This is a genomic window from Pseudoduganella rhizocola, from assembly GCF_045984285.3.
In the GTDB taxonomy this organism is placed as follows: domain Bacteria; phylum Pseudomonadota; class Gammaproteobacteria; order Burkholderiales; family Burkholderiaceae_D; genus Rugamonas.
The window spans coordinates 345,076-361,265 of the sequence record NZ_JBJQIK030000004.1 but is presented as its reverse complement, the minus strand read 5'-3'; the positions used below and the strand labels follow the sequence as shown (position 1 = coordinate 361,265).

Annotated in this window: 18 protein-coding genes; 10 read left to right on the top strand and 8 right to left on the bottom strand. The window is 62.0% G+C overall.

The window, feature by feature from the left end:
• Nucleotides 1-10 precede the first annotated feature (10 nt).
• On the top strand, nucleotides 11-400 hold the full coding sequence (locus ACJRPG_RS12005; protein WP_408000313.1) for an SET domain-containing protein: 390 nt from the start codon (nucleotides 11-13) through the stop codon (nucleotides 398-400).
• 9 nt (nucleotides 401-409) lie between these two features.
• Here ACJRPG_RS12005 and ACJRPG_RS12000 read toward each other — a convergent pair whose 3' ends face one another.
• The 3 genes from ACJRPG_RS12000 to glmS all read right to left on the bottom strand — a co-directional run bounded on the left by ACJRPG_RS12000 (nucleotide 410) and on the right by glmS (nucleotide 5,251).
• Nucleotides 410-1,141, bottom strand: coding sequence for a TorF family putative porin (locus ACJRPG_RS12000; RefSeq protein ID WP_408000312.1), 732 nt, complete (start codon nucleotides 1,139-1,141; stop codon nucleotides 410-412).
• Nucleotides 1,138-3,303, bottom strand: coding sequence for an ABC transporter transmembrane domain-containing protein (locus tag ACJRPG_RS11995; protein ID WP_408000311.1), 2,166 nt, complete (start codon nucleotides 3,301-3,303; stop codon nucleotides 1,138-1,140). Before ACJRPG_RS11995 ends, ACJRPG_RS12000 begins: the two co-directional genes overlap by 4 nt.
• Nucleotides 3,304-3,421: 118 nt before the next feature.
• Entirely contained in the window at nucleotides 3,422-5,251 is a 1,830-nt protein-coding gene (glmS, locus tag ACJRPG_RS11990) for a glutamine--fructose-6-phosphate transaminase (isomerizing) (RefSeq protein ID WP_408000310.1), read from the bottom strand.
• A 129-nt stretch (nucleotides 5,252-5,380) separates the two neighbouring features.
• Here glmS and ACJRPG_RS11985 point away from each other — a divergent pair, with 129 nt between their 5' ends.
• The gene (locus ACJRPG_RS11985; protein ID WP_408000309.1) at nucleotides 5,381-5,845 is read left to right on the top strand and encodes an Lrp/AsnC family transcriptional regulator; all 465 of its coding nucleotides are present in this window, start codon (nucleotides 5,381-5,383) and stop codon (nucleotides 5,843-5,845) included.
• Between the two features lie 308 nt (nucleotides 5,846-6,153).
• On the top strand, nucleotides 6,154-6,747 hold the full coding sequence (locus ACJRPG_RS11980; protein ID WP_408000308.1) for an acyl carrier protein phosphodiesterase: 594 nt from the start codon (nucleotides 6,154-6,156) through the stop codon (nucleotides 6,745-6,747).
• On the opposite strand, the gene glmU is transcribed toward ACJRPG_RS11980, so the two are convergent.
• Entirely contained in the window at nucleotides 6,731-8,107 is a 1,377-nt protein-coding gene (gene glmU / locus ACJRPG_RS11975; protein ID WP_408000307.1) for a bifunctional UDP-N-acetylglucosamine diphosphorylase/glucosamine-1-phosphate N-acetyltransferase GlmU, read from the bottom strand. The two genes, ACJRPG_RS11980 and glmU, sit on opposite strands and share 17 nt — an antisense overlap.
• Before the next feature lie 26 nt (nucleotides 8,108-8,133).
• On the opposite strand from glmU, the gene ACJRPG_RS11970 reads away from it, so the two are divergent.
• Together ACJRPG_RS11970 and rsmD are read left to right on the top strand one after the other, a co-directional pair.
• Nucleotides 8,134-9,030 (top strand): DUF6279 family lipoprotein, encoded by an 897-nt coding sequence (locus ACJRPG_RS11970; protein ID WP_408000306.1) that lies wholly within the window; start codon nucleotides 8,134-8,136, stop codon nucleotides 9,028-9,030.
• Nucleotides 9,031-9,136: 106 nt separating this feature from the next.
• Entirely contained in the window at nucleotides 9,137-9,763 is a 627-nt protein-coding gene (gene rsmD, locus ACJRPG_RS11965) for a 16S rRNA (guanine(966)-N(2))-methyltransferase RsmD (protein ID WP_408000305.1), read from the top strand.
• On the opposite strand, the gene ACJRPG_RS11960 is transcribed toward rsmD, so the two are convergent.
• Nucleotides 9,744-10,349: a DUF2306 domain-containing protein gene (locus ACJRPG_RS11960; protein ID WP_408000304.1), complete on the bottom strand. Its 606-nt coding sequence runs from the start codon at nucleotides 10,347-10,349 to the stop codon at nucleotides 9,744-9,746. The genes rsmD and ACJRPG_RS11960 overlap by 20 nt on opposite strands.
• Nucleotides 10,350-10,546: 197 nt before the next feature.
• Here ACJRPG_RS11960 and coaD point away from each other — a divergent pair, with 197 nt between their 5' ends.
• From coaD to ACJRPG_RS11940, 4 genes are read left to right on the top strand one after another with little or no spacing between them, the layout of a single operon-like run.
• On the top strand, nucleotides 10,547-11,038 hold the full coding sequence (gene coaD, locus ACJRPG_RS11955) for a pantetheine-phosphate adenylyltransferase (RefSeq protein WP_408000303.1): 492 nt from the start codon (nucleotides 10,547-10,549) through the stop codon (nucleotides 11,036-11,038).
• A 9-nt stretch (nucleotides 11,039-11,047) separates the two neighbouring features.
• Nucleotides 11,048-11,305, top strand: coding sequence for a YfhL family 4Fe-4S dicluster ferredoxin (locus ACJRPG_RS11950; RefSeq protein WP_408000302.1), 258 nt, complete (start codon nucleotides 11,048-11,050; stop codon nucleotides 11,303-11,305).
• A 42-nt stretch (nucleotides 11,306-11,347) separates the two neighbouring features.
• Nucleotides 11,348-11,893, top strand: coding sequence for a DUF1003 domain-containing protein (locus ACJRPG_RS11945; RefSeq protein ID WP_408000301.1), 546 nt, complete (start codon nucleotides 11,348-11,350; stop codon nucleotides 11,891-11,893).
• A 45-nt stretch (nucleotides 11,894-11,938) separates the two neighbouring features.
• Nucleotides 11,939-12,535 (top strand): chalcone isomerase family protein, encoded by a 597-nt coding sequence (locus tag ACJRPG_RS11940; RefSeq protein ID WP_408000300.1) that lies wholly within the window; start codon nucleotides 11,939-11,941, stop codon nucleotides 12,533-12,535.
• Nucleotides 12,536-12,571: 36 nt separating this feature from the next.
• On the opposite strand, the gene ACJRPG_RS11935 is transcribed toward ACJRPG_RS11940, so the two are convergent.
• Nucleotides 12,572-12,865 (bottom strand): hypothetical protein, encoded by a 294-nt coding sequence (locus tag ACJRPG_RS11935; protein WP_408000299.1) that lies wholly within the window; start codon nucleotides 12,863-12,865, stop codon nucleotides 12,572-12,574.
• A 116-nt stretch (nucleotides 12,866-12,981) separates the two neighbouring features.
• On the opposite strand from ACJRPG_RS11935, the gene ACJRPG_RS11930 reads away from it, so the two are divergent.
• The gene (locus ACJRPG_RS11930; protein WP_408000298.1) at nucleotides 12,982-13,950 is read left to right on the top strand and encodes a LysR family transcriptional regulator; all 969 of its coding nucleotides are present in this window, start codon (nucleotides 12,982-12,984) and stop codon (nucleotides 13,948-13,950) included.
• On the opposite strand, the gene ACJRPG_RS11925 is transcribed toward ACJRPG_RS11930, so the two are convergent.
• Together ACJRPG_RS11925 and ACJRPG_RS11920 are read right to left on the bottom strand one after the other, a co-directional pair.
• The gene (locus ACJRPG_RS11925; RefSeq protein ID WP_408000297.1) at nucleotides 13,951-15,507 is read right to left on the bottom strand and encodes a methyl-accepting chemotaxis protein; all 1,557 of its coding nucleotides are present in this window, start codon (nucleotides 15,505-15,507) and stop codon (nucleotides 13,951-13,953) included.
• 39 nt (nucleotides 15,508-15,546) lie between these two features.
• Nucleotides 15,547-16,002, bottom strand: a complete 456-nt coding sequence (locus ACJRPG_RS11920) for an Lrp/AsnC ligand binding domain-containing protein (protein WP_408000296.1) — start codon at nucleotides 16,000-16,002, stop codon at nucleotides 15,547-15,549.
• Nucleotides 16,003-16,190: the final 188 nt, after the last annotated feature.

Below are 16,190 nucleotides of genomic sequence, written 5' to 3'. Positions count from 1 at the left end.
CAGTCCACCCATGCTCTTGTTTAAAACCTATATCAAGGAAAGCGCCATCCCCAACGCAGGCATGGGTTGCTTCGCCGCCGAATTCATTCCCAAAGGCGCAAAGCTGTGGGAGTTCAATCCGCAGATCGACCGCCTGATCACACCGGAGCAATTCGCCACCTTCACCCAGCTCGAAAAAGACTTCCTCTCGATGTATTGCTACATGCAGCGCGGCGACTACTACCTGTGTGTGGACAACGGCCGCTTCTTCAACCATTCCGAAACCCCGAACACCTGGGAATCGCCCTCGGAACAGGCCACCTTTGCCGCCGTCGATATCCAGCCGGGCGAAGAAATCACGTCGGATTATGCCAAATTCGGCGATACGCCCGACGACATGCACTTCAACCTCACCCTGTAATCTGCTTTCTCAAAATGTGCGGCCAACCGCCAGCACGGCGCGCGGCCGCCCCATCCTGCCAAACTGTGCGGCATGGCTGGCGACGATCCAGCCCGCTTCGATATCGAAGCCCTGCCATTGGCCGGCCAGCGCCAGCTTCCAGTCATTAAAGTTGCGATAGGTCTGCTCGGGACGGCTGAAGAGGCTGCGCCCGGCGTGCAGGCTCAGCGTCAGCCCGGCCGGCAGCTGCATGCTGAGCCCCGCCTCCAGGTAGCGCCCCCGGCTCCCGCTGCCAAAGGCGTGCGGGCTGTAGGCATAGGCAAGCTCAACGCCAAGGGAGCCGCGCGCTTCGTCCGCCTCACGCGACAGGTGCACGCTGTGCTCTACATATGTCCAGTCCTTCGCCTGCGGATAGCGGCTTTGCATGGTGCGCAACGCCCACTGCCAGCCGTCCGCCAGCGGTCCGTTCAGGCCGACGTAGCCGCCGGTATCGAAGCTGATCTGCGGGCGCTCTTCGTACTTCGAGGAATACAGCCAGGCGCCCGCTTCCAGGTTCAGTCCCTTGCCGGCAGGGCGTATGTAGTCAACGCTGGTCTGCAGCGAGGGATCGCGGCGCGAAAAGGAGATGCTGCGCCAGGTGTATTCACTCGCCAGCGTTACCGTCGCACTGAGGGCAGGCTGCGCTTCCTCCTGCGCAGACGCGGCAGCGGCGGGGAATGCCAGCACGGCGCAGAGCCAGCTACGCAGGGCCGGGCGCTTCATGGCTGCGCCTCCGGCTGGTAGCGGCGCAAGAGGCGCTCCTGGAGTTCCGGGGCGCGCTTGAGCAGGTTGCGGAAGGCCGCGCGCGGCAGTGTCAGCATCAAGCAATGGGTCAGCGTGGACACCGAGGCATTGCGCGGCGCGTGGGTCAGCAGCGCAAGCTCGCCGAAATAGTCGCCATCGCGCAGCACGGCCACGCGGTGCGGCGCTTCGCCTTCGCCCTGGGCCTTCAGGATTTCCACTGAGCCGTGCGCAATCAGGTAGAAGCGGTCGCCTGCATCCCCTTCCTCGAACACCACGCGGCCAGCCGGGAATTCCGCCATGCCAAATTGCGAGGCCAGATCCACCAGCAGCTCCTCCGGCACCTCCTGCAGCACGGGCACCGAACGCAACTTCTCCGGGGTGACGCTGGCTTCCTCGCCGTCTTCGCTGATCGATATGCCATGCTGCTTGCTGGCCAGGCTGGCATACAGGCCCTGCGCCGCCAGCAGTTCTGCGTGCGTGCCGGATTCCTTGAGCACCCCGCGCTCCATCACAAAAATGCGGTCGCAATCCACCACGCTGCCAAGGCGGTGCGTCACGCTGATGACAGTGCGCATGTGCGCCACGCGCGCCAGGGTCTGGTTGATGGCGGTTTCGGTGACCGGATCGAGCGCGGAGGTGGCTTCGTCCAGAATCAGGATGGCGGGATTGCGCAGCAGTGCGCGCGCAATGCCGATGCGCTGGCGCTGGCCGCCCGACAGACGGCTGCCACGCTCGCCGGCCGGTGTGTCATACCCTTGCGGCAGGGTCAGGATGAAGTCGTGAATCTCTGCGCCGCGCGCGGCGTCCTCCACTTCCGCGTCGCTCGCAGCAAGCCTGCCCATACGGATGTTCTCACGCAGCGAGATGTTGAACAGGAAGTTTTCCTGAAACACGATGGCAATATTGTCCCGCAGGCTCTGCTGCGTTACCTGGCGGATATCGTGGCCGTCATAGCGCACCGCGCCCGACTGCGGATCAAAGAATCGCATCAGCAGGCTGACCACCGTGCTTTTGCCCGAGCCGCTGGGGCCAACGAAGGCCACGTTCTCGCCCTTGCGGATCTGCAGGCTCACCTGGTTCAGGTTACGCACCTCCGGGCTGTAGCCGAAACTGAGGTCCTCAAGGCGGATCTCGTGCTGGAACGGCGGCAGCGCAGCAGCGTCCGGTGCATCCTGGATATCGGCCGGCTCATCAAGAATCTCCATCACGCGCGCCATTCCACCCGTGGCCTCGATCAGGGTCGGCACATACTGGGCGATGTACATCAGCGAGTACGACAGCGTGACGAACAAGGACTGGAAGGCAACGAATTCCCCGGTCGACATCTGGTCGTGATACACCATCAGCGCGCCGGTACCAGTAATCACCACCTGCATCAGGAGGATGCCGCTTCCCGCCGAACGTTCCACGAGCGCGCTCAGGAAGCCGACGCGGCGTTTGCTGAGCGCCAGCACCTGGTTCTGGCTGTCAAACTTGCCGATTAGCGGCTTCTGGAAAGTGAGTGCCTTGACGGTGGGCTGCGCCGCGAGGCTTTCCTGCACGATAGAGAGCACGCCGCCTTCCTGATTGCGCGAGTCGGCGCTGGCTACAGCAGCACGTGGCGAAAAGAATTTCGGTCCCAGCAGGATGATGGGGCAGACTGCGAGTGCCACCAGCGCCAGTCGCCAGTCGATCACGAACAGCAGCACCGTGTGCGTGACCACGTCCAACAGCGGGATCACAGCCCAGGCCGGCGCCGATTCCAGTGCGTGCGCCACCGCATTCACATCGCCGGCGAAGCGGCCCAGCAGGTCGCCCGCCTGCGAACGCGAATAGAAGCCCAGCGATTGATATTGCAGGTGGCTGAACATGCGGTAGCGGATCGCCGCCACCATATTGTTCGTCAACCGCGAATAGAGGTAATCGCGCCATAGCCCCAGCGCCGAGACCAGCAACGCCGCGATCGCCAGCCCCGCAATAATGCTGACCAGCAGCTGCCCGTTGCGCCTGAGGATGCCGTCATCGACGATGAACTTGAACGAGTACGGGAGGGCGGCGTTGAAGGCGATTTCCGCCAGGAGGATGACGCCAACAACGCACAGTGCGCCGCGCATAGGGCGGGCAAACGCCAGCAAGGCGCGAAAAAGGGAAGTCAAGGACATGGAAAATTATTTTCTTTTAGGCACGTAAGTTATCACATTCTTACCTTACCTAAACCCTGTCCATGGCAATAAAGCCCCTCCCTGCAACAACTCCGGCGGATCGTTTTTCGCAGAAGGATTACTCGACAGTCACCGACTTCGCCAGGTTGCGCGGCTTGTCCACATCCGTGCCTCGGGCGAGCGCGGCATGGTAGGCCAGCAGCTGCAGCGAGACCACGTGCAGGATCGGCGACAGGTAGCCGTAGTGCTCCGGCAGGCGGATGACGTGGACGCCGTCGCCCGAGGTGATGCGCGAGTCGACGTCGGCGAAGACGTAGAGCTGGCCACCTCGTGCGCGCACTTCCTGCATATTCGATTTGAGCTTTTCGATCAGCGCATCGTTCGGTGCGATGGTGACGACGGGCATTTCTTCAGTTACCAGCGCCAGCGGGCCGTGCTTCAGCTCGCCAGCCGGATAGGCTTCGGCGTGGATATAGGAAATTTCTTTGAGCTTGAGCGCGCCTTCCAGCGCAATCGGGTAGTGCATGCCACGGCCGAGGAAGAGGGCGTTTTCCTTGCGCGCGAATTCTTCGGCCCAGGCGATGATCTGGGGTTCCAGCGCCAGCACGGAGGCGATGGCGGATGGCAGGTGGCGCATGGCTTTCAGGTGCGCCGCCTCGTCTTCGTCGCTGAGGCGATCATTCACCTGGGCGAGGCTCAGCGTGAGCAGGAAGAGCGCCGCGAGCTGGGTGGTGAAGGCCTTGGTCGATGCAACGCCAACTTCCACCCCGGCGCGCGTGATGTAGGCCAGCTTGCACTCGCGCACCATGGCGCTGGTGGAGACATTGCAGATGGTGAGCGTGTGCTCCATGCCCAGTGAGCGCGCGTGCTTCAGCGCGGCAATGGTGTCGGCCGTTTCGCCGGACTGGGAGATGGTGACGACCAGCGTGTTCGGGTGCGGCACGGAATCGCGGTAGCGGTATTCGCTGGCGATCTCCACGTTCACCGGCAGCTTGGCGATGGATTCGATCCAGTACTTGGCGGTGAGGCCGGCGTAGTAGCTGGTGCCGCAGGCCAGTACCAGAACGCGGTCGATCTGTTTGAAGACGCCATAAGCGCCGTCGCCGAACAGTTCCGGCATGATGCCCGTTACGCCTTCCAGCGTATCGCCCACCACACGCGGCTGTTCGAAGATTTCCTTCTGCATGTAGTGGCGGTAGGGGCCGAGTTCCGCGGCGCCGGTGTGGGCGTGCACGGTTTTCACTTCGCGCTGCACCTGCTTGCCCTCGGCGTCCACTATCCACACTTTGCCCAGCTGCAGGTCGACCACGTCGCCTTCTTCCAGATAGATGATCTGGTCGGTGGTGCCGGCCAGGGCCATCGCATCCGATGCCACGAAGTTTTCGCCCTGGCCGAGGCCGACGATCAGCGGCGAGCCCTGGCGTGCGGCCACCACGCGGTGCGGTTCTTCGCGGCAGAACACGGCAATCGCGTAGGCGCCGTGCAGACGCTTGACGGCCTGCTGCACGGTTTCGAACAGATCGCCCTGGTACATGTGGTCGACCAGGTGGGCGATCACTTCCGTATCGGTCTGGCTCTGGAACACATAGCCCAGCGCGGTCAGTTCGGCGCGCAGCTCGTCGTGGTTCTCGATGATGCCGTTGTGGACCAGTGCGATGCGGGCCGCGTCCGAATTCGGGGAGAAATGCGGGTGCGCGTTGTGCGAGGCCGGGGCGCCGTGGGTGGCCCAACGCGTGTGGGCGATGCCGGTGAAGCCCTGCAGGCCGGAATCGCCGATCTGGTGCTCGAGGTCGGCCACGCGCGAGGTGCTGCGGGAACGCTGCAGCTTGCCATCCACATGCAGCGCCACGCCACAGGAGTCGTAGCCGCGGTATTCCAGACGCTTGAGGCCCTCGACCAGAACCGGGGTGATGTTTCGCTGCGCTACCGCGCCGACAATGCCGCACATAAGGACCTCGCTTGCTGGAAATTAATGATGCGTTGAATCCTAGGCTAGCTGGAATGAAATATGCTGTCGAACTTTGCTAGTATGTGAAACAATATTTCACACATACCATACAACGAAATTTTATTTCACATGCCAGCTGAATTTGACGAAATTGATCGCCGCATCCTTAACGCGCTGCAATCGGATGCCTCTTTGAATAATAACGAGCTGGCCCAGCTCGTCCATGTGTCGGCGCCTACCTGCTTGCGGCGGGTCAAACATCTCATCGAAAGCGGGGTGATTGAACGCCAGGTGGCCATTGTGTCGCCGGAGAAGGTCGGGGCGCGCCTGACGGCTGTGGTGGAAATCACGCTGGACGTGCAGGCGGCGGAGCGCATGAGCGAGTTCGAGGCACTGGTGGCGAAAGAGGCGGCCGTGCTGCAGTGCTATCGCGTGTCGCCCGGGCCGGATTTCGTGCTGATGGTTCAGGTGGCGGACATGCCGGCCTATCACGCGCTTGCCCACAGGCTGTTTGCCGCCCAGGCCAATGTGCGGAATGTGAAAGCCTACTTCTCGACTTTCCGCAGCAAGTTTGAGACCAGAATCGATATCTGAGCCATTTATCCCCTGCTTATTCAATACTATGCACAGCTTTATCCACAACTGAAGCAAGGGGTGGGAAAGGAATCCACACGCTATCCTCACGTCGTCCAAAGGATATTCAGGCGGTTTTACACAGGGTTTTCCACATTTTCAGCTTATCCATCACTATCCAGTCCTTGTCCCCATGGTTTTCCACAAGACCGGCCTGCGGCCACGCTTTGTGGACAAGGCAGCCATACCACTTTGCCCTTATCCCAAGCCTGTCCAGCGCTTTTCCGCGTGCTTACACACATATTTGTCCACAGGGCTAGAATGCGTCGATGAACTATCTCGCCCACATCTATCTCGCGCGGCATAGCGATGCCGCGATGGTCGGGGCCATGCTTGGCGATTTTGTGAAGGCGAACGATACGGAACGCTATGCCCCGGAAATCGCGACGGAAATCCGGCTGCACCGGAGCATCGACAGCTATACCGACCAGCACCCGGTGGTGCAGTCCTCCAAAGAGCTGTTCAGCGAAGGACGGCGGCGCTATGCGGGCATCGTGCTCGATGTGTTTTACGACCATGTATTGAGCCAGCACTGGGAGCGCTATGCGGACGTGCCGCGCCAGGAGCTCATCCAGCGCTTCTACCGCGCGCTGATGGCGCATGAGGCCCAGCTGCCGGAGCGCCTGCGGCTCATTGCGCCGCGCATCGTGCAGCAGGACTGGCTGGGTGCTTATGCTGAGCTGGAGGGGGTGGAGCAGGCCCTGCACGGCGTATCGCGCCGCCTGAGCCGCAATGGCCATCTGCTGCGCGAAAGCATCGCCGACATGCACCAGCATTACGAGGCCTTCGCGCAGGGCTTCGGGGAATTCTTCCCCGACCTGATCCGCTACTCGGAAGAGAAGCGGCTTACTTCTTCACTTTGACGGGACGTTTCCAGCCCTCGATGGTCAGCTGCTTGGGGCGCGAGATGGTCAGCTTGCCGGCCGGCGCGTCCTTGGTCAGCGTGGTGCCGGCGCCCAGCGTGGCGCCGGCGCCCACCGTTACCGGCGCCACCAGCTGGCTGTCGCTGCCGATGAAGGCATCGTCCTCGATCACGGTGCGGAACTTGTTGGCGCCGTCGTAATTGCAGGTGATGGTGCCGGCGCCGATGTTCACGCGCGAACCCACGGTGGCATCGCCCACATAGGCCAGGTGGTTGGCCTTGCTGTGCGCCGCCACCTGGCTGTTCTTGATCTCGACGAAGTTACCCACATGCACATCCTCGCCCAGCACGGTGCCGGGACGCAGGCGCGCGTAGGGGCCGATCTGCGAAGCCGGGCCTACCACGGCGTCCTCGATATGGCAGAAGGGCTTGATATTGGCGCCCGCCTCGATGCGTGCGTTCACCAGCACGCAGTTCGGGCCTACCGTCACGCCATCGGCCAGCTCAACCTTGCCTTCGAATACGCAGCCGACGTCGATCGTCACATCGCGGCCGCAGAGCAGCTCGCCGCGCACGTCGATACGCGCGGGGTCGGCCAGCGTCACGCCTTTTTCCAGCAGCGTTTGCGCGATATTGTTCTGGTGAATGCGCTCCAGCTGGGCGAGCTGGGTCTTGCTGTTTACGCCCAGCACTTCCCACGGTGCGCCGGGATGGGCAGACACCACGTCCACGCCTTCATCCACTGCCTGCGCCACAATATCGGTGAGGTAGTACTCGCCTTGCGCATTGTCGTTGCCCAGTGCGGCCAGCCATTGGCGCAGTTTGGCGGTCGGCGCCACCATGATGCCGGAGTTGATCTCCTGAATTTTGCGCTCGTTCGGCGACGCATCCTTTTCTTCCACGATGCGCACGATGGCGCCGCCGTGGCGCACGATCCGGCCGAGGCCGAAGGGATCATCCAGCACGACCGTCAGGATGCCGAGCTTGTCGTGGCCCGCTGCGTCGATCAGACGCTGCAGCGAGGCTGCGGTGGTCAGCGGCACGTCGCCATACAGGATCAGCGTGGGCGCGTTGTCGTCCAGCTCGGGCAGGCCCTGCATCACGGCGTGACCGGTTCCCAGCTGCGGTTCCTGCAGGGCGGCCGAGATTTCCATGCCGCCTTTCGCCTTCTGGCTTTCCAGGTGCTCCAGCACCGCTGCGCCCCCATGACCGTAAATCACGCATAATTTGGACGGAGAAAGACTGCGCGCGGTATCGATAACGTGCGACAACAAAGGCTTGCCAGCCAGAGGATGCAGTACTTTCGGCAGCGCGGACTGCATGCGTTTGCCCATACCTGCGGCGAGGATAACAACGTTCATAAGCCCGAATTGTGTGAGTTAAATATATGCAAAAGTTTAGCACGCAGCCCCCCTGCTCAAACAGCGTTGCCAAATGGATCGTGCTTGCCTGCATGGTGCTGATTGCGGCCTGCAGCTCCCTCAAGCTGGCCTATAACAATGGCGACACGCTGCTCTACTGGTGGCTCGATGCCTATGTGGATTTCGACGGCGAACAGCGCGCTGAGGTCAAGCAGGATATCAATGACCTGTTCCGCTGGCACCGCAAAACCCAGTTGCAAGACTATATTCAGCTGCTGCAGCGCGCCCAGACGCAGCTCAAGGGCGAAGTAACCCAGGCCCAGCTCAAGGCCGACTATGACGATATCCGCACCCGCACGCAGGCGCTGCTGATCAAGGCAGCGCCCGATATCGCTGATCTGGCGCTGACGCTGAAGCCGGACCAGCTGGATCAGATGGAGAAGAAGTTCGCCAAGAACAACGCCAAGTTCCGCAAGGAGAATATGCGCGGCGACCGGGAAGAACAGAACAAATTCCGCTACAAGAAATCGATGGAACAGTTCAAGCTGTGGTTCGGCAGTTTCAGCAACGAGCAGGAAGACATCATCCGCAAGGCTTCCGATGCGCGTCCGCTGGATAACCAGATCTGGCTGGACGAACGCATGCGCCGCCAGAACGCCATCCTGGCGCTGGCGCGCAAGATCATGACGGAGAAGCCGAGCCGCGAGCAGGCCATTGCCCAGATCCAGAGCGCCATCCGCGAGAACTTTGCGCGCATGGACAGTTCGGAACGCAAGCCTTTCTATGATGCCTATACTGCCAGCACCATCAACCTGGTGCACACGGTCATCCGCATCGCCACGCCGCAGCAGAAAGCCCATGCGCACAAGCGCATGCAGGGCTGGATCGAGGACTTCAGCACCTTGGCGGCCGAGGCAAAATAGCCGCCGTCGTTGCCGCGCAGCCGGCAACCCGGGGGCGTATCGCTGCACTCCTGGATTGCCGCCTGCGCGGCAATGACGGGCTAGCCTGCATGCTATAGTGCCGCCCATGCAAAAGAAGAAGCCCGCCAAAGTCCCTGTTCACGGTCCTCAGCACAGCAAGCAAGTCCGCATTATCGGCGGCCAGTGGAAGCGCACGCCGCTGCCGGTACTGGAAGCGCTGGGCCTGCGGCCGACGCCGGACCGCGTGCGCGAAACGGTGTTCAACTGGATCAACCACCTGCGTGACGCAAACTGGTCCGGCGCACAGGTGCTGGACCTGTTCGCGGGCAGCGGCGCCTTGGGCTTCGAAGCCGCCAGCCGGGGCGCCGAACGCGTGGTCATGGTGGACAGCAATACCGCCGTCGTGCGCCAGCTGGACCTGATCCGCGAAAAGCTGAAGGCCACCAATATCACCGCCCAGCGCGGCGATGCCCTGGCCACCGCCCAGTCCATGGCCATGCGCGGCCAGAAATTCGACCTCATTTTCCTGGACCCGCCTTACCAGCAGGATCTGATCGCCAAATCCCTGCCCCTGTGCGCAAAGCTCCTGGGCGAAGACGGCCTGGTTTACGCGGAGGCCGAGGCGCCGCTGGACGGCGAAGAGGCGCCCGAGTGGATGGCCGCATGGGAGGTGGTTCGCGCCGACAAGGCGGGCATGGTCTACTTCCACCTGCTCAAGCCATTGGCGCCCTGACAGGCAGGGCCCGCGCCCGGTTCCATACAATTTCCGCCAGAATCAGGTTGGGCACCCAGCTGACCCACGCCACCAGCGTGTAGGTCGTGTCGAAGTCCACGCCGGACATCATCAGCAGCGGCAGGTAAATCCTCAATGTGACGGCGGCCAGCGTCAGCGAGAAGTTCCGCACCATATAGGCCCGGTGCTGCGCGATATCGCCGGCGCGGATGGCGCTGTAGGCCTTGAAACCGGTGTACAGCCAGAGCAGCGCCAGGCAGGCGAAGCCGGTCTTCACCAGCGGCCCGCCGTGGGAAGTCAGCGCCATATACAGGCCGGACAGGCCGCCGGCCAGGATGCCGATGCCCAGATAGGCCCGGCCCAGCCACCGGTGCAGCTGGCGCTTGCGCTGGCGCAGTTTTGTGGAAAACTGCAATGGTCCCAGCAGCAGGGCAACGATGGCCGCGAAGATGTGGGTGTAAAGGCCGATCGGCCGGCCTTCGAAGTTGGGAGGCAGCCCCTGCAGGGTGAAAACGTATTTGTGCAGCGAGCTCGCTACGACCACGAGGATGAGCAGGTACAGAACGATGCGTCCGGTATTTTTCATGTTATCTCCAGATAAACAAAGCCCGCGAGGGGCACGGTGGAGACTACGGCACGGCGGGAATGCGTGCAGGGAAAAGCGACGGAATACCGCTTCCCGCCGACGAAAGCCGCCTGCCGGACGATGGGCGCATTCGGTCTGGCGCCCCAAAATAAGGCATAATTCGCCTTCTGACTTGGCGCAAAGCGCAGGGAGCCGCAATGGTTGTAGCTGTTTATCCGGGAACTTTCGATCCGCTGACCCGTGGTCACGAGGATCTGGTGCGTCGCGCCTCCGGTTTGTTCGATACGCTGGTGGTCGGCGTTGCCGACAGCAAGAACAAGCGTCCTTTCTTCTCGCTCGAAGAGCGCCTGGAGATTGCGAACGAAGTGCTCGGTCATTATCCGAATGTCAAGGTTGAGGGCTTCTCCGGCCTGCTGAAGGATTTCGTGCGCGCCCATGATGCCCGCGTGATTGTGCGCGGCCTGCGCGCCGTGTCCGACTTTGAATACGAATTCCAGATGGCAGGTATGAACCGCTACCTGCTGCCGGACGTGGAAACCCTGTTCCTCACGCCGTCCGACCAGTACCAGTTCATTTCCGGCACCATCGTGCGCGAGATCGCCCAGCTGGGCGGCGATGTGTCGAAGTTCGTGTTCCCCTCGGTGGAACGCTGGCTGCGCAAGAAAATTGCCGATGGCCAAGTGGAGTAAGGAATTGCCATGGCTTTAATGATTACCGACGACTGCATCAACTGCGACGTGTGCGAGCCCGAGTGCCCGAACGACGCCATCTACATGGGTCCCGAGATCTACGAGATCGACCCCAACAAGTGCACGGAATGCGTAGGCCACTTCGATGAGCCGCAATGCCAGCAGGTCTGCCCGGTGAGCTGCATTCCCTTCAATCCCGCCTGGCGCGAGTCCAGGGAAGAGCTGCTCGTCAAATACGAACGCCTGCAGAACGCCAAAGCCGCCTGATACGGCGCGCCCTGTTGATAAGTGGCCTGTTATCCTCAGGCCATGAAGACAGACCAGCCTTTGCCGGCGTCCGATTGCAAGTTGCCGGACGCCGTCGCCGAAAACCTCGATACCATCAGCGACTTCTACGCCCGCCACAAGCAGGAGGTTTCTCCGGCGCAAACGGCGATCGAAAAACTCAGCCGCTTCTTCGGGCGCCCCGCCTATCTGCTGGGCATCGTCATTGTTTCAGTGCTGTGGATAAGCGCGAACCTGTTCGCGGACTTTTTCGGCTGGGATGTGTTCGATGAGCCGCCTTTCTTCTGGCTGCAAGGCCTCATCACGCTGAACGCCTTCCTTACCACCACCACCGTGCTGATCCGCCAGAACCGGATGGCGCACCTGGCCGACCAGCACACCCACCTGGACCTGCAGGTCAGCCTGCTGACGGAGAAGAAGACCAGCAAGATCATCGAACTGCTGGAGGATCTGCGCCGCGATATGCCGCAGGTAAGGGACCGGCCGGACGCCGAGGCCGAAGAACTCGACAAGCCGGCAGACCCGCAGGCAGTGCTGGGCGCCATCGAGAATCAGGACCGGGATTGCTGAGGCGGTGGTATATTGCAACGGCACTTTCCACTCTCTGGAGACACGATGACCAATCGCAGAAAAATGATGCAGGCGACCGCCGCGGCCGTCCTGCTGGCGTCGTCGGGCGGCCGGCACGCCTTTGCCGCGACCGACGTGGCCGGCGTGAAGTTCGAGGATAGCGCCAGCGTTGCCGGCCAGACCCTGAAACTGAACGGCGCCGGCATCCGCACCAAGGTGATCTTCAAGGTGTACGCCCTTGGCCTCTACCTGCCGGAGAAGAAAACCGGCACCGCCGAAGTGCTGGCCAGCCAGGGGCCGCGCCGGGTGCAGATTGTGAGCCTGCGCGACCTGAGCTCGGAGGATTTCGGCGACGCCTTCATGAAGGGCCTGAATGCCAACACCGACCAGGCCGAGCGCACCCGCCTGCTGCCGCAGACCAAGGCCTTCGGCGAAATGTTCGGCGCGATTCCGGGCCTTAAGAAAGGCGATGTGCTGATCGTGGACTGGGTTCCGGGCGTGGGCACGCAATGCCAGCTGAACGGGAAGAAAATCGGGGAGACAGTGCCTGACCTGGCGTTTTACAACGCCATCCTGCGCATCTGGATCGGGGACAATCCGGCGGACAGTTCGCTGAAGCCCAAGCTGCTTGGGGCCAGCTGATGTTGCGGTGCGGCAGAGGACCTGCCGCGCAGTGAATCAGGCGCGGGCGGCGAGGGCGCGCAGCTCGGCGGCATCGCTCGGCGAGCCTTCGGCGGAGTTCATCAGGCGCTTGAGCAGCATGGCGTCACGCATCTGGCGGCGCTGCAGGCGCTCTTCCTTGCTCAGTTTGGGCCTTACCATCAGCAGGGCTGCCAGCGCCAGGCCGCGCAGCAGTGGCTTGAACAGGAAGACGATGCCCACCGACATGGCACAGCCAAGCAGGATCAGCAGGGACTCTGCGACCGACATATCCTGGGCGATATATTGTGCGACGGAAATGTAGCTGGACATGATATTTCGTGAGCTATTAGAATCAGACTATATGTTAGTGCGGCGCAACATATAAATCCAATTCCAATTCTCGATACCGATTATAATCAGCGTGAATTACTGATCCTTTCGACAACATGAGCTTCCTGACTCTCGACCTGAACCTGCTGCGCGTATTCGATGCCGTGATGACGGAGCAGAACCTGACGCGGGCGGCCGGCCACCTCGCCATGACGCAGCCGGCCGTGTCGAACGCTATCAAGCGCCTGCGCGAAAGCCTGGGGGACGAACTGCTGATCCGCACCGCCTACGGCGTAAAGCCGACCCCGCGCGCCGAGGCCCTGTGGCCGTCAGTGCGCAGCGCCCTGGCCTCGCTGGAAGCGGCCGTTACGCCCGGCACTTTCGACGTGTCCAAGGCCCACGCCACCTTCCGCCTCGCCATGGCCGACGCCACGGCGGCCTTCTGGCTGCCTTCGCTGATGCGCTCCATCGAAAAGGATGCGCCGGGCGTGAACGTGCGCATGATGCCGCTGACCACGCGCGAGCCGCGCCCCATGCTGCTGCGCGGCGATATCGACCTCGCGGTCGGCTTTTTCCCCGGCGTGGCGGCGCAGCTCTCGTACGAAATCGCTTCCCCCATCCGCCACGAGCGCCTGTATTCGGGCACCTATGTGGCGGTGATGCGCCGCGGCCATCCGCTGGCGAAGCAGGAACTCACGCTGGATAACTACTGCGCCGCGAACCACCTGCTGGTGAGCTTCTCCGGCCGCGCCCACGGCCTGGTGGACGAAGCGCTGGCGCAGCTGCAACGCGAACGCCGCATCCTGCTGACGGTGAACCAGTTCTTTACCGCCGGCCGCGTGGTGGCCAACTCGGACTTGGTGACGGTGCTGCCCAAGCACCTGATCGCCTCTACCGGCATGTCGGAAGCGCTGATCTTCAAGGACTTGCCCTTCCAGCTGCCGGCCGTCCACCTCGACATGCTGTGGCACGAGCGCGATGCGCGCAGCCCGGCCCACAAGTGGCTGCGTGCCCACCTTGAAGGCATGCAAACCGTCGCGGCGCGTACGGCGCCGAACACCAGCCCGAAGCCGGATACCGCCTGATCAGTGCGCGCTGGAGCGGTAGCCGATGCGGAAACCGCCCCAGTGTTTGCCGTCCACATAGATCGGCGCGGAGAGGTCGTGCATCACTTCGCCCGTATCGCGCTTGTAGGTCTGGAGCAGGAAGGGGCGGGTGTTCGAGCCGCAGCGCTTGCCGGTGCGGTCGCTGAAGATGCGCTTGGTGCGGTTGTTGACGATATCCACGTCGTAATCGCCCGTCAGCGGCTGGGAGAACTTCTTGTTATGGGTAGGGAAATAGCCGTTGTTATCCACAGCGCCCGCATAGGCCAGGTTCGGCATGTCGCGCAACAGGGCTTCCTGTAAATCCGGCAGCACGCGGTCGGTGAAGGAGTCGAACATGGTGTTGAACTTGGGCGGGTTCGTGTTCGGGATCTCGCGGTAGCGGCGGTCGAACAGGGCGTCGCGGGTGATCTTGCCGCTGGCGATGGCGGATTCAAAAATGCGGCCTACTTCACGCGCCGCACGCTGCGCGGCATCGCGGATCTCGTCGTGTTCCGTCTCCACGCCGGATTCGCCCAGCGCGCCGGCAATGATCTCGGCGCGCTCCGCCAGCGCCATGGCGGAACCGGTTACACGCGGCAGCTCCTTGTCGGTGGAAAGCATGCTGTCTCGGATCTGCGTGATCGCATCGGCAATCACCTGCGTGGTTTCCACATGCTCGCGTGAGGCGCGTGCGATTTCGTCGATCTCTTTTTCCGACACGGCCGACGATTCCGCAATCGTTTCGAGCAGCCCGTGCACCGCTTCCACGTTGAGCGCCGCTTCGCTCACGCCGGTGGCCAGTGAGCTCATGCCCTTGCTGGCTTTCTCGGCCTGTTCATTGATCTCGCGGACCATGTGGCTGATTTCATCGGTCGCTTCCTTGGTGCGCTGCGCCAGCTGGCGCACTTCGCCCGCCACTACGGCAAAGCCGCGGCCCTGTTCACCGGCGCGCGCCGCTTCAATGGCCGCATTCAGCGCCAGCAGGTTGGTGCGGGCGGAGATTTCGCTGATGGCGTTGGTGAAGCCGTAGATGCGTTTCGCCTTTTCCTGCAGGCTCGCCATGGTTTCGGCGGCGAACTGGGCATCCTTGCGGGCGGTGGAGATGCGCTGCAGGCCTTCGTCCACTTCAGCGCGTCCCGCGACGGTTTCTTCACGCACGCGGTGCGCAACCTGGGAAGCGCGTTCGGCATTGGCTGCAATCTGTTCGGTGGTGCTGGCGTTCTGGGCGGAGCTGGAGACGATGCCGCTCGCGGTGGCGACGTCCGTTTCGATCTTCTTTTTCACGGAATCGACGAAGTAGGACGTTTCGGCGGCGCCGATCATGATGGCATCAATCTCGGTGCCCACCAGCTGCGCAAAGTTCTGCGCGCCGTCCTGTCCGCCCTGGGCCGGAATGAAGTGCACCGCCACGGCGCTGAGCAAGGCAGCCAGCGCCGCATACCAGAGCGGCGATCCCGCGCCGATCATGAGCCAGGCTAGCCATGCGATCAAAAGCCCTACCGCCGCTGAAGCGAAAATGGTGAGAACTGTGCGCACTGGCTTGCCTTGCAGCTTCATGACCGTCTCCGTCAGGTGCGCGGCTCTGTCGCCGCTGCTTTATTTGATAGGAAGTTTGCTGGTGTTTTTTACTTCTTCCATTACAGCGTAAGTATGTGTCTCGCGGACACCTTTTTGCAACAATGTTTTCCCCAGGAACTCGCGGTAGGCGGCCATATCCTTCACGCGCGCCTTGACCAGGTAGTCGAAGCCGCCCGCCACCATATGGCATTCGAGCACTTCCGGAATCACTTGCACGCTATGCTTGAAGGCATCGAAGACTTCGGGCGTGGTTCGGTCCAGCACTACCTCGATGAAAACAAGGAGTGACACATCAAGCAATTGCGGGTTAAGCTGGGCGGTGTAGCCCATGATGTATCCCGATTCGTGCAACTTCCGGACCCGCTCAAGGCAAGCGGCCGGAGACAGGTTCACGCGCCCGGCGAGTTCGACGTTGCTGATACGGCCGTCGCTCTGCAGTTCCATCAGGATCTTTTTACTGATCTTGTCCAGCATGGAAATCCCCTAATTAATTTTATTTGGTTAAATTCTGCCATTAAAAACAATGTATTGCTAGCCCCCGGCAATACCAGAATTAATCCAGAAGAATCCCGCATACAATCCGAATCATCGGCAGTGCCGGCCAGCACGCTCCGCGAACCAGTTTCCCGGAGCGTGTTTTATTACGCGCTGCACACATCCTT

Excerpts from the sequence above, each read along its gene's own strand:
- ACJRPG_RS12005 (WP_408000313.1), top strand. The coding sequence starts at position 11 with ATGCTCTTGTTTAAAACCTATATCAAGGAAAGCGCCATCCCCAACGCA.
- ACJRPG_RS12000 (WP_408000312.1), bottom strand. The coding sequence starts at position 1,141 with ATGAAGCGCCCGGCCCTGCGTAGCTGGCTCTGCGCCGTGCTGGCATTC.
- ACJRPG_RS11995 (WP_408000311.1), bottom strand. The coding sequence starts at position 3,303 with ATGTCCTTGACTTCCCTTTTTCGCGCCTTGCTGGCGTTTGCCCGCCCT.
- glmS (WP_408000310.1), bottom strand. The coding sequence starts at position 5,251 with ATGTGCGGCATTGTCGGCGCGGTAGCGCAGCGAAACATCACCCCGGTT.
- ACJRPG_RS11985 (WP_408000309.1), top strand. The coding sequence starts at position 5,381 with ATGCCAGCTGAATTTGACGAAATTGATCGCCGCATCCTTAACGCGCTG.
- ACJRPG_RS11980 (WP_408000308.1), top strand. The coding sequence starts at position 6,154 with ATGAACTATCTCGCCCACATCTATCTCGCGCGGCATAGCGATGCCGCG.
- glmU (WP_408000307.1), bottom strand. The coding sequence starts at position 8,107 with ATGAACGTTGTTATCCTCGCCGCAGGTATGGGCAAACGCATGCAGTCC.
- ACJRPG_RS11970 (WP_408000306.1), top strand. The coding sequence starts at position 8,134 with ATGCAAAAGTTTAGCACGCAGCCCCCCTGCTCAAACAGCGTTGCCAAA.
- rsmD (WP_408000305.1), top strand. The coding sequence starts at position 9,137 with ATGCAAAAGAAGAAGCCCGCCAAAGTCCCTGTTCACGGTCCTCAGCAC.
- ACJRPG_RS11960 (WP_408000304.1), bottom strand. The coding sequence starts at position 10,349 with ATGAAAAATACCGGACGCATCGTTCTGTACCTGCTCATCCTCGTGGTC.
- coaD (WP_408000303.1), top strand. The coding sequence starts at position 10,547 with ATGGTTGTAGCTGTTTATCCGGGAACTTTCGATCCGCTGACCCGTGGT.
- ACJRPG_RS11950 (WP_408000302.1), top strand. The coding sequence starts at position 11,048 with ATGGCTTTAATGATTACCGACGACTGCATCAACTGCGACGTGTGCGAG.
- ACJRPG_RS11945 (WP_408000301.1), top strand. The coding sequence starts at position 11,348 with ATGAAGACAGACCAGCCTTTGCCGGCGTCCGATTGCAAGTTGCCGGAC.
- ACJRPG_RS11940 (WP_408000300.1), top strand. The coding sequence starts at position 11,939 with ATGACCAATCGCAGAAAAATGATGCAGGCGACCGCCGCGGCCGTCCTG.
- ACJRPG_RS11935 (WP_408000299.1), bottom strand. The coding sequence starts at position 12,865 with ATGTCCAGCTACATTTCCGTCGCACAATATATCGCCCAGGATATGTCG.
- ACJRPG_RS11930 (WP_408000298.1), top strand. The coding sequence starts at position 12,982 with ATGAGCTTCCTGACTCTCGACCTGAACCTGCTGCGCGTATTCGATGCC.
- ACJRPG_RS11925 (WP_408000297.1), bottom strand. The coding sequence starts at position 15,507 with ATGAAGCTGCAAGGCAAGCCAGTGCGCACAGTTCTCACCATTTTCGCT.
- ACJRPG_RS11920 (WP_408000296.1), bottom strand. The coding sequence starts at position 16,002 with ATGCTGGACAAGATCAGTAAAAAGATCCTGATGGAACTGCAGAGCGAC.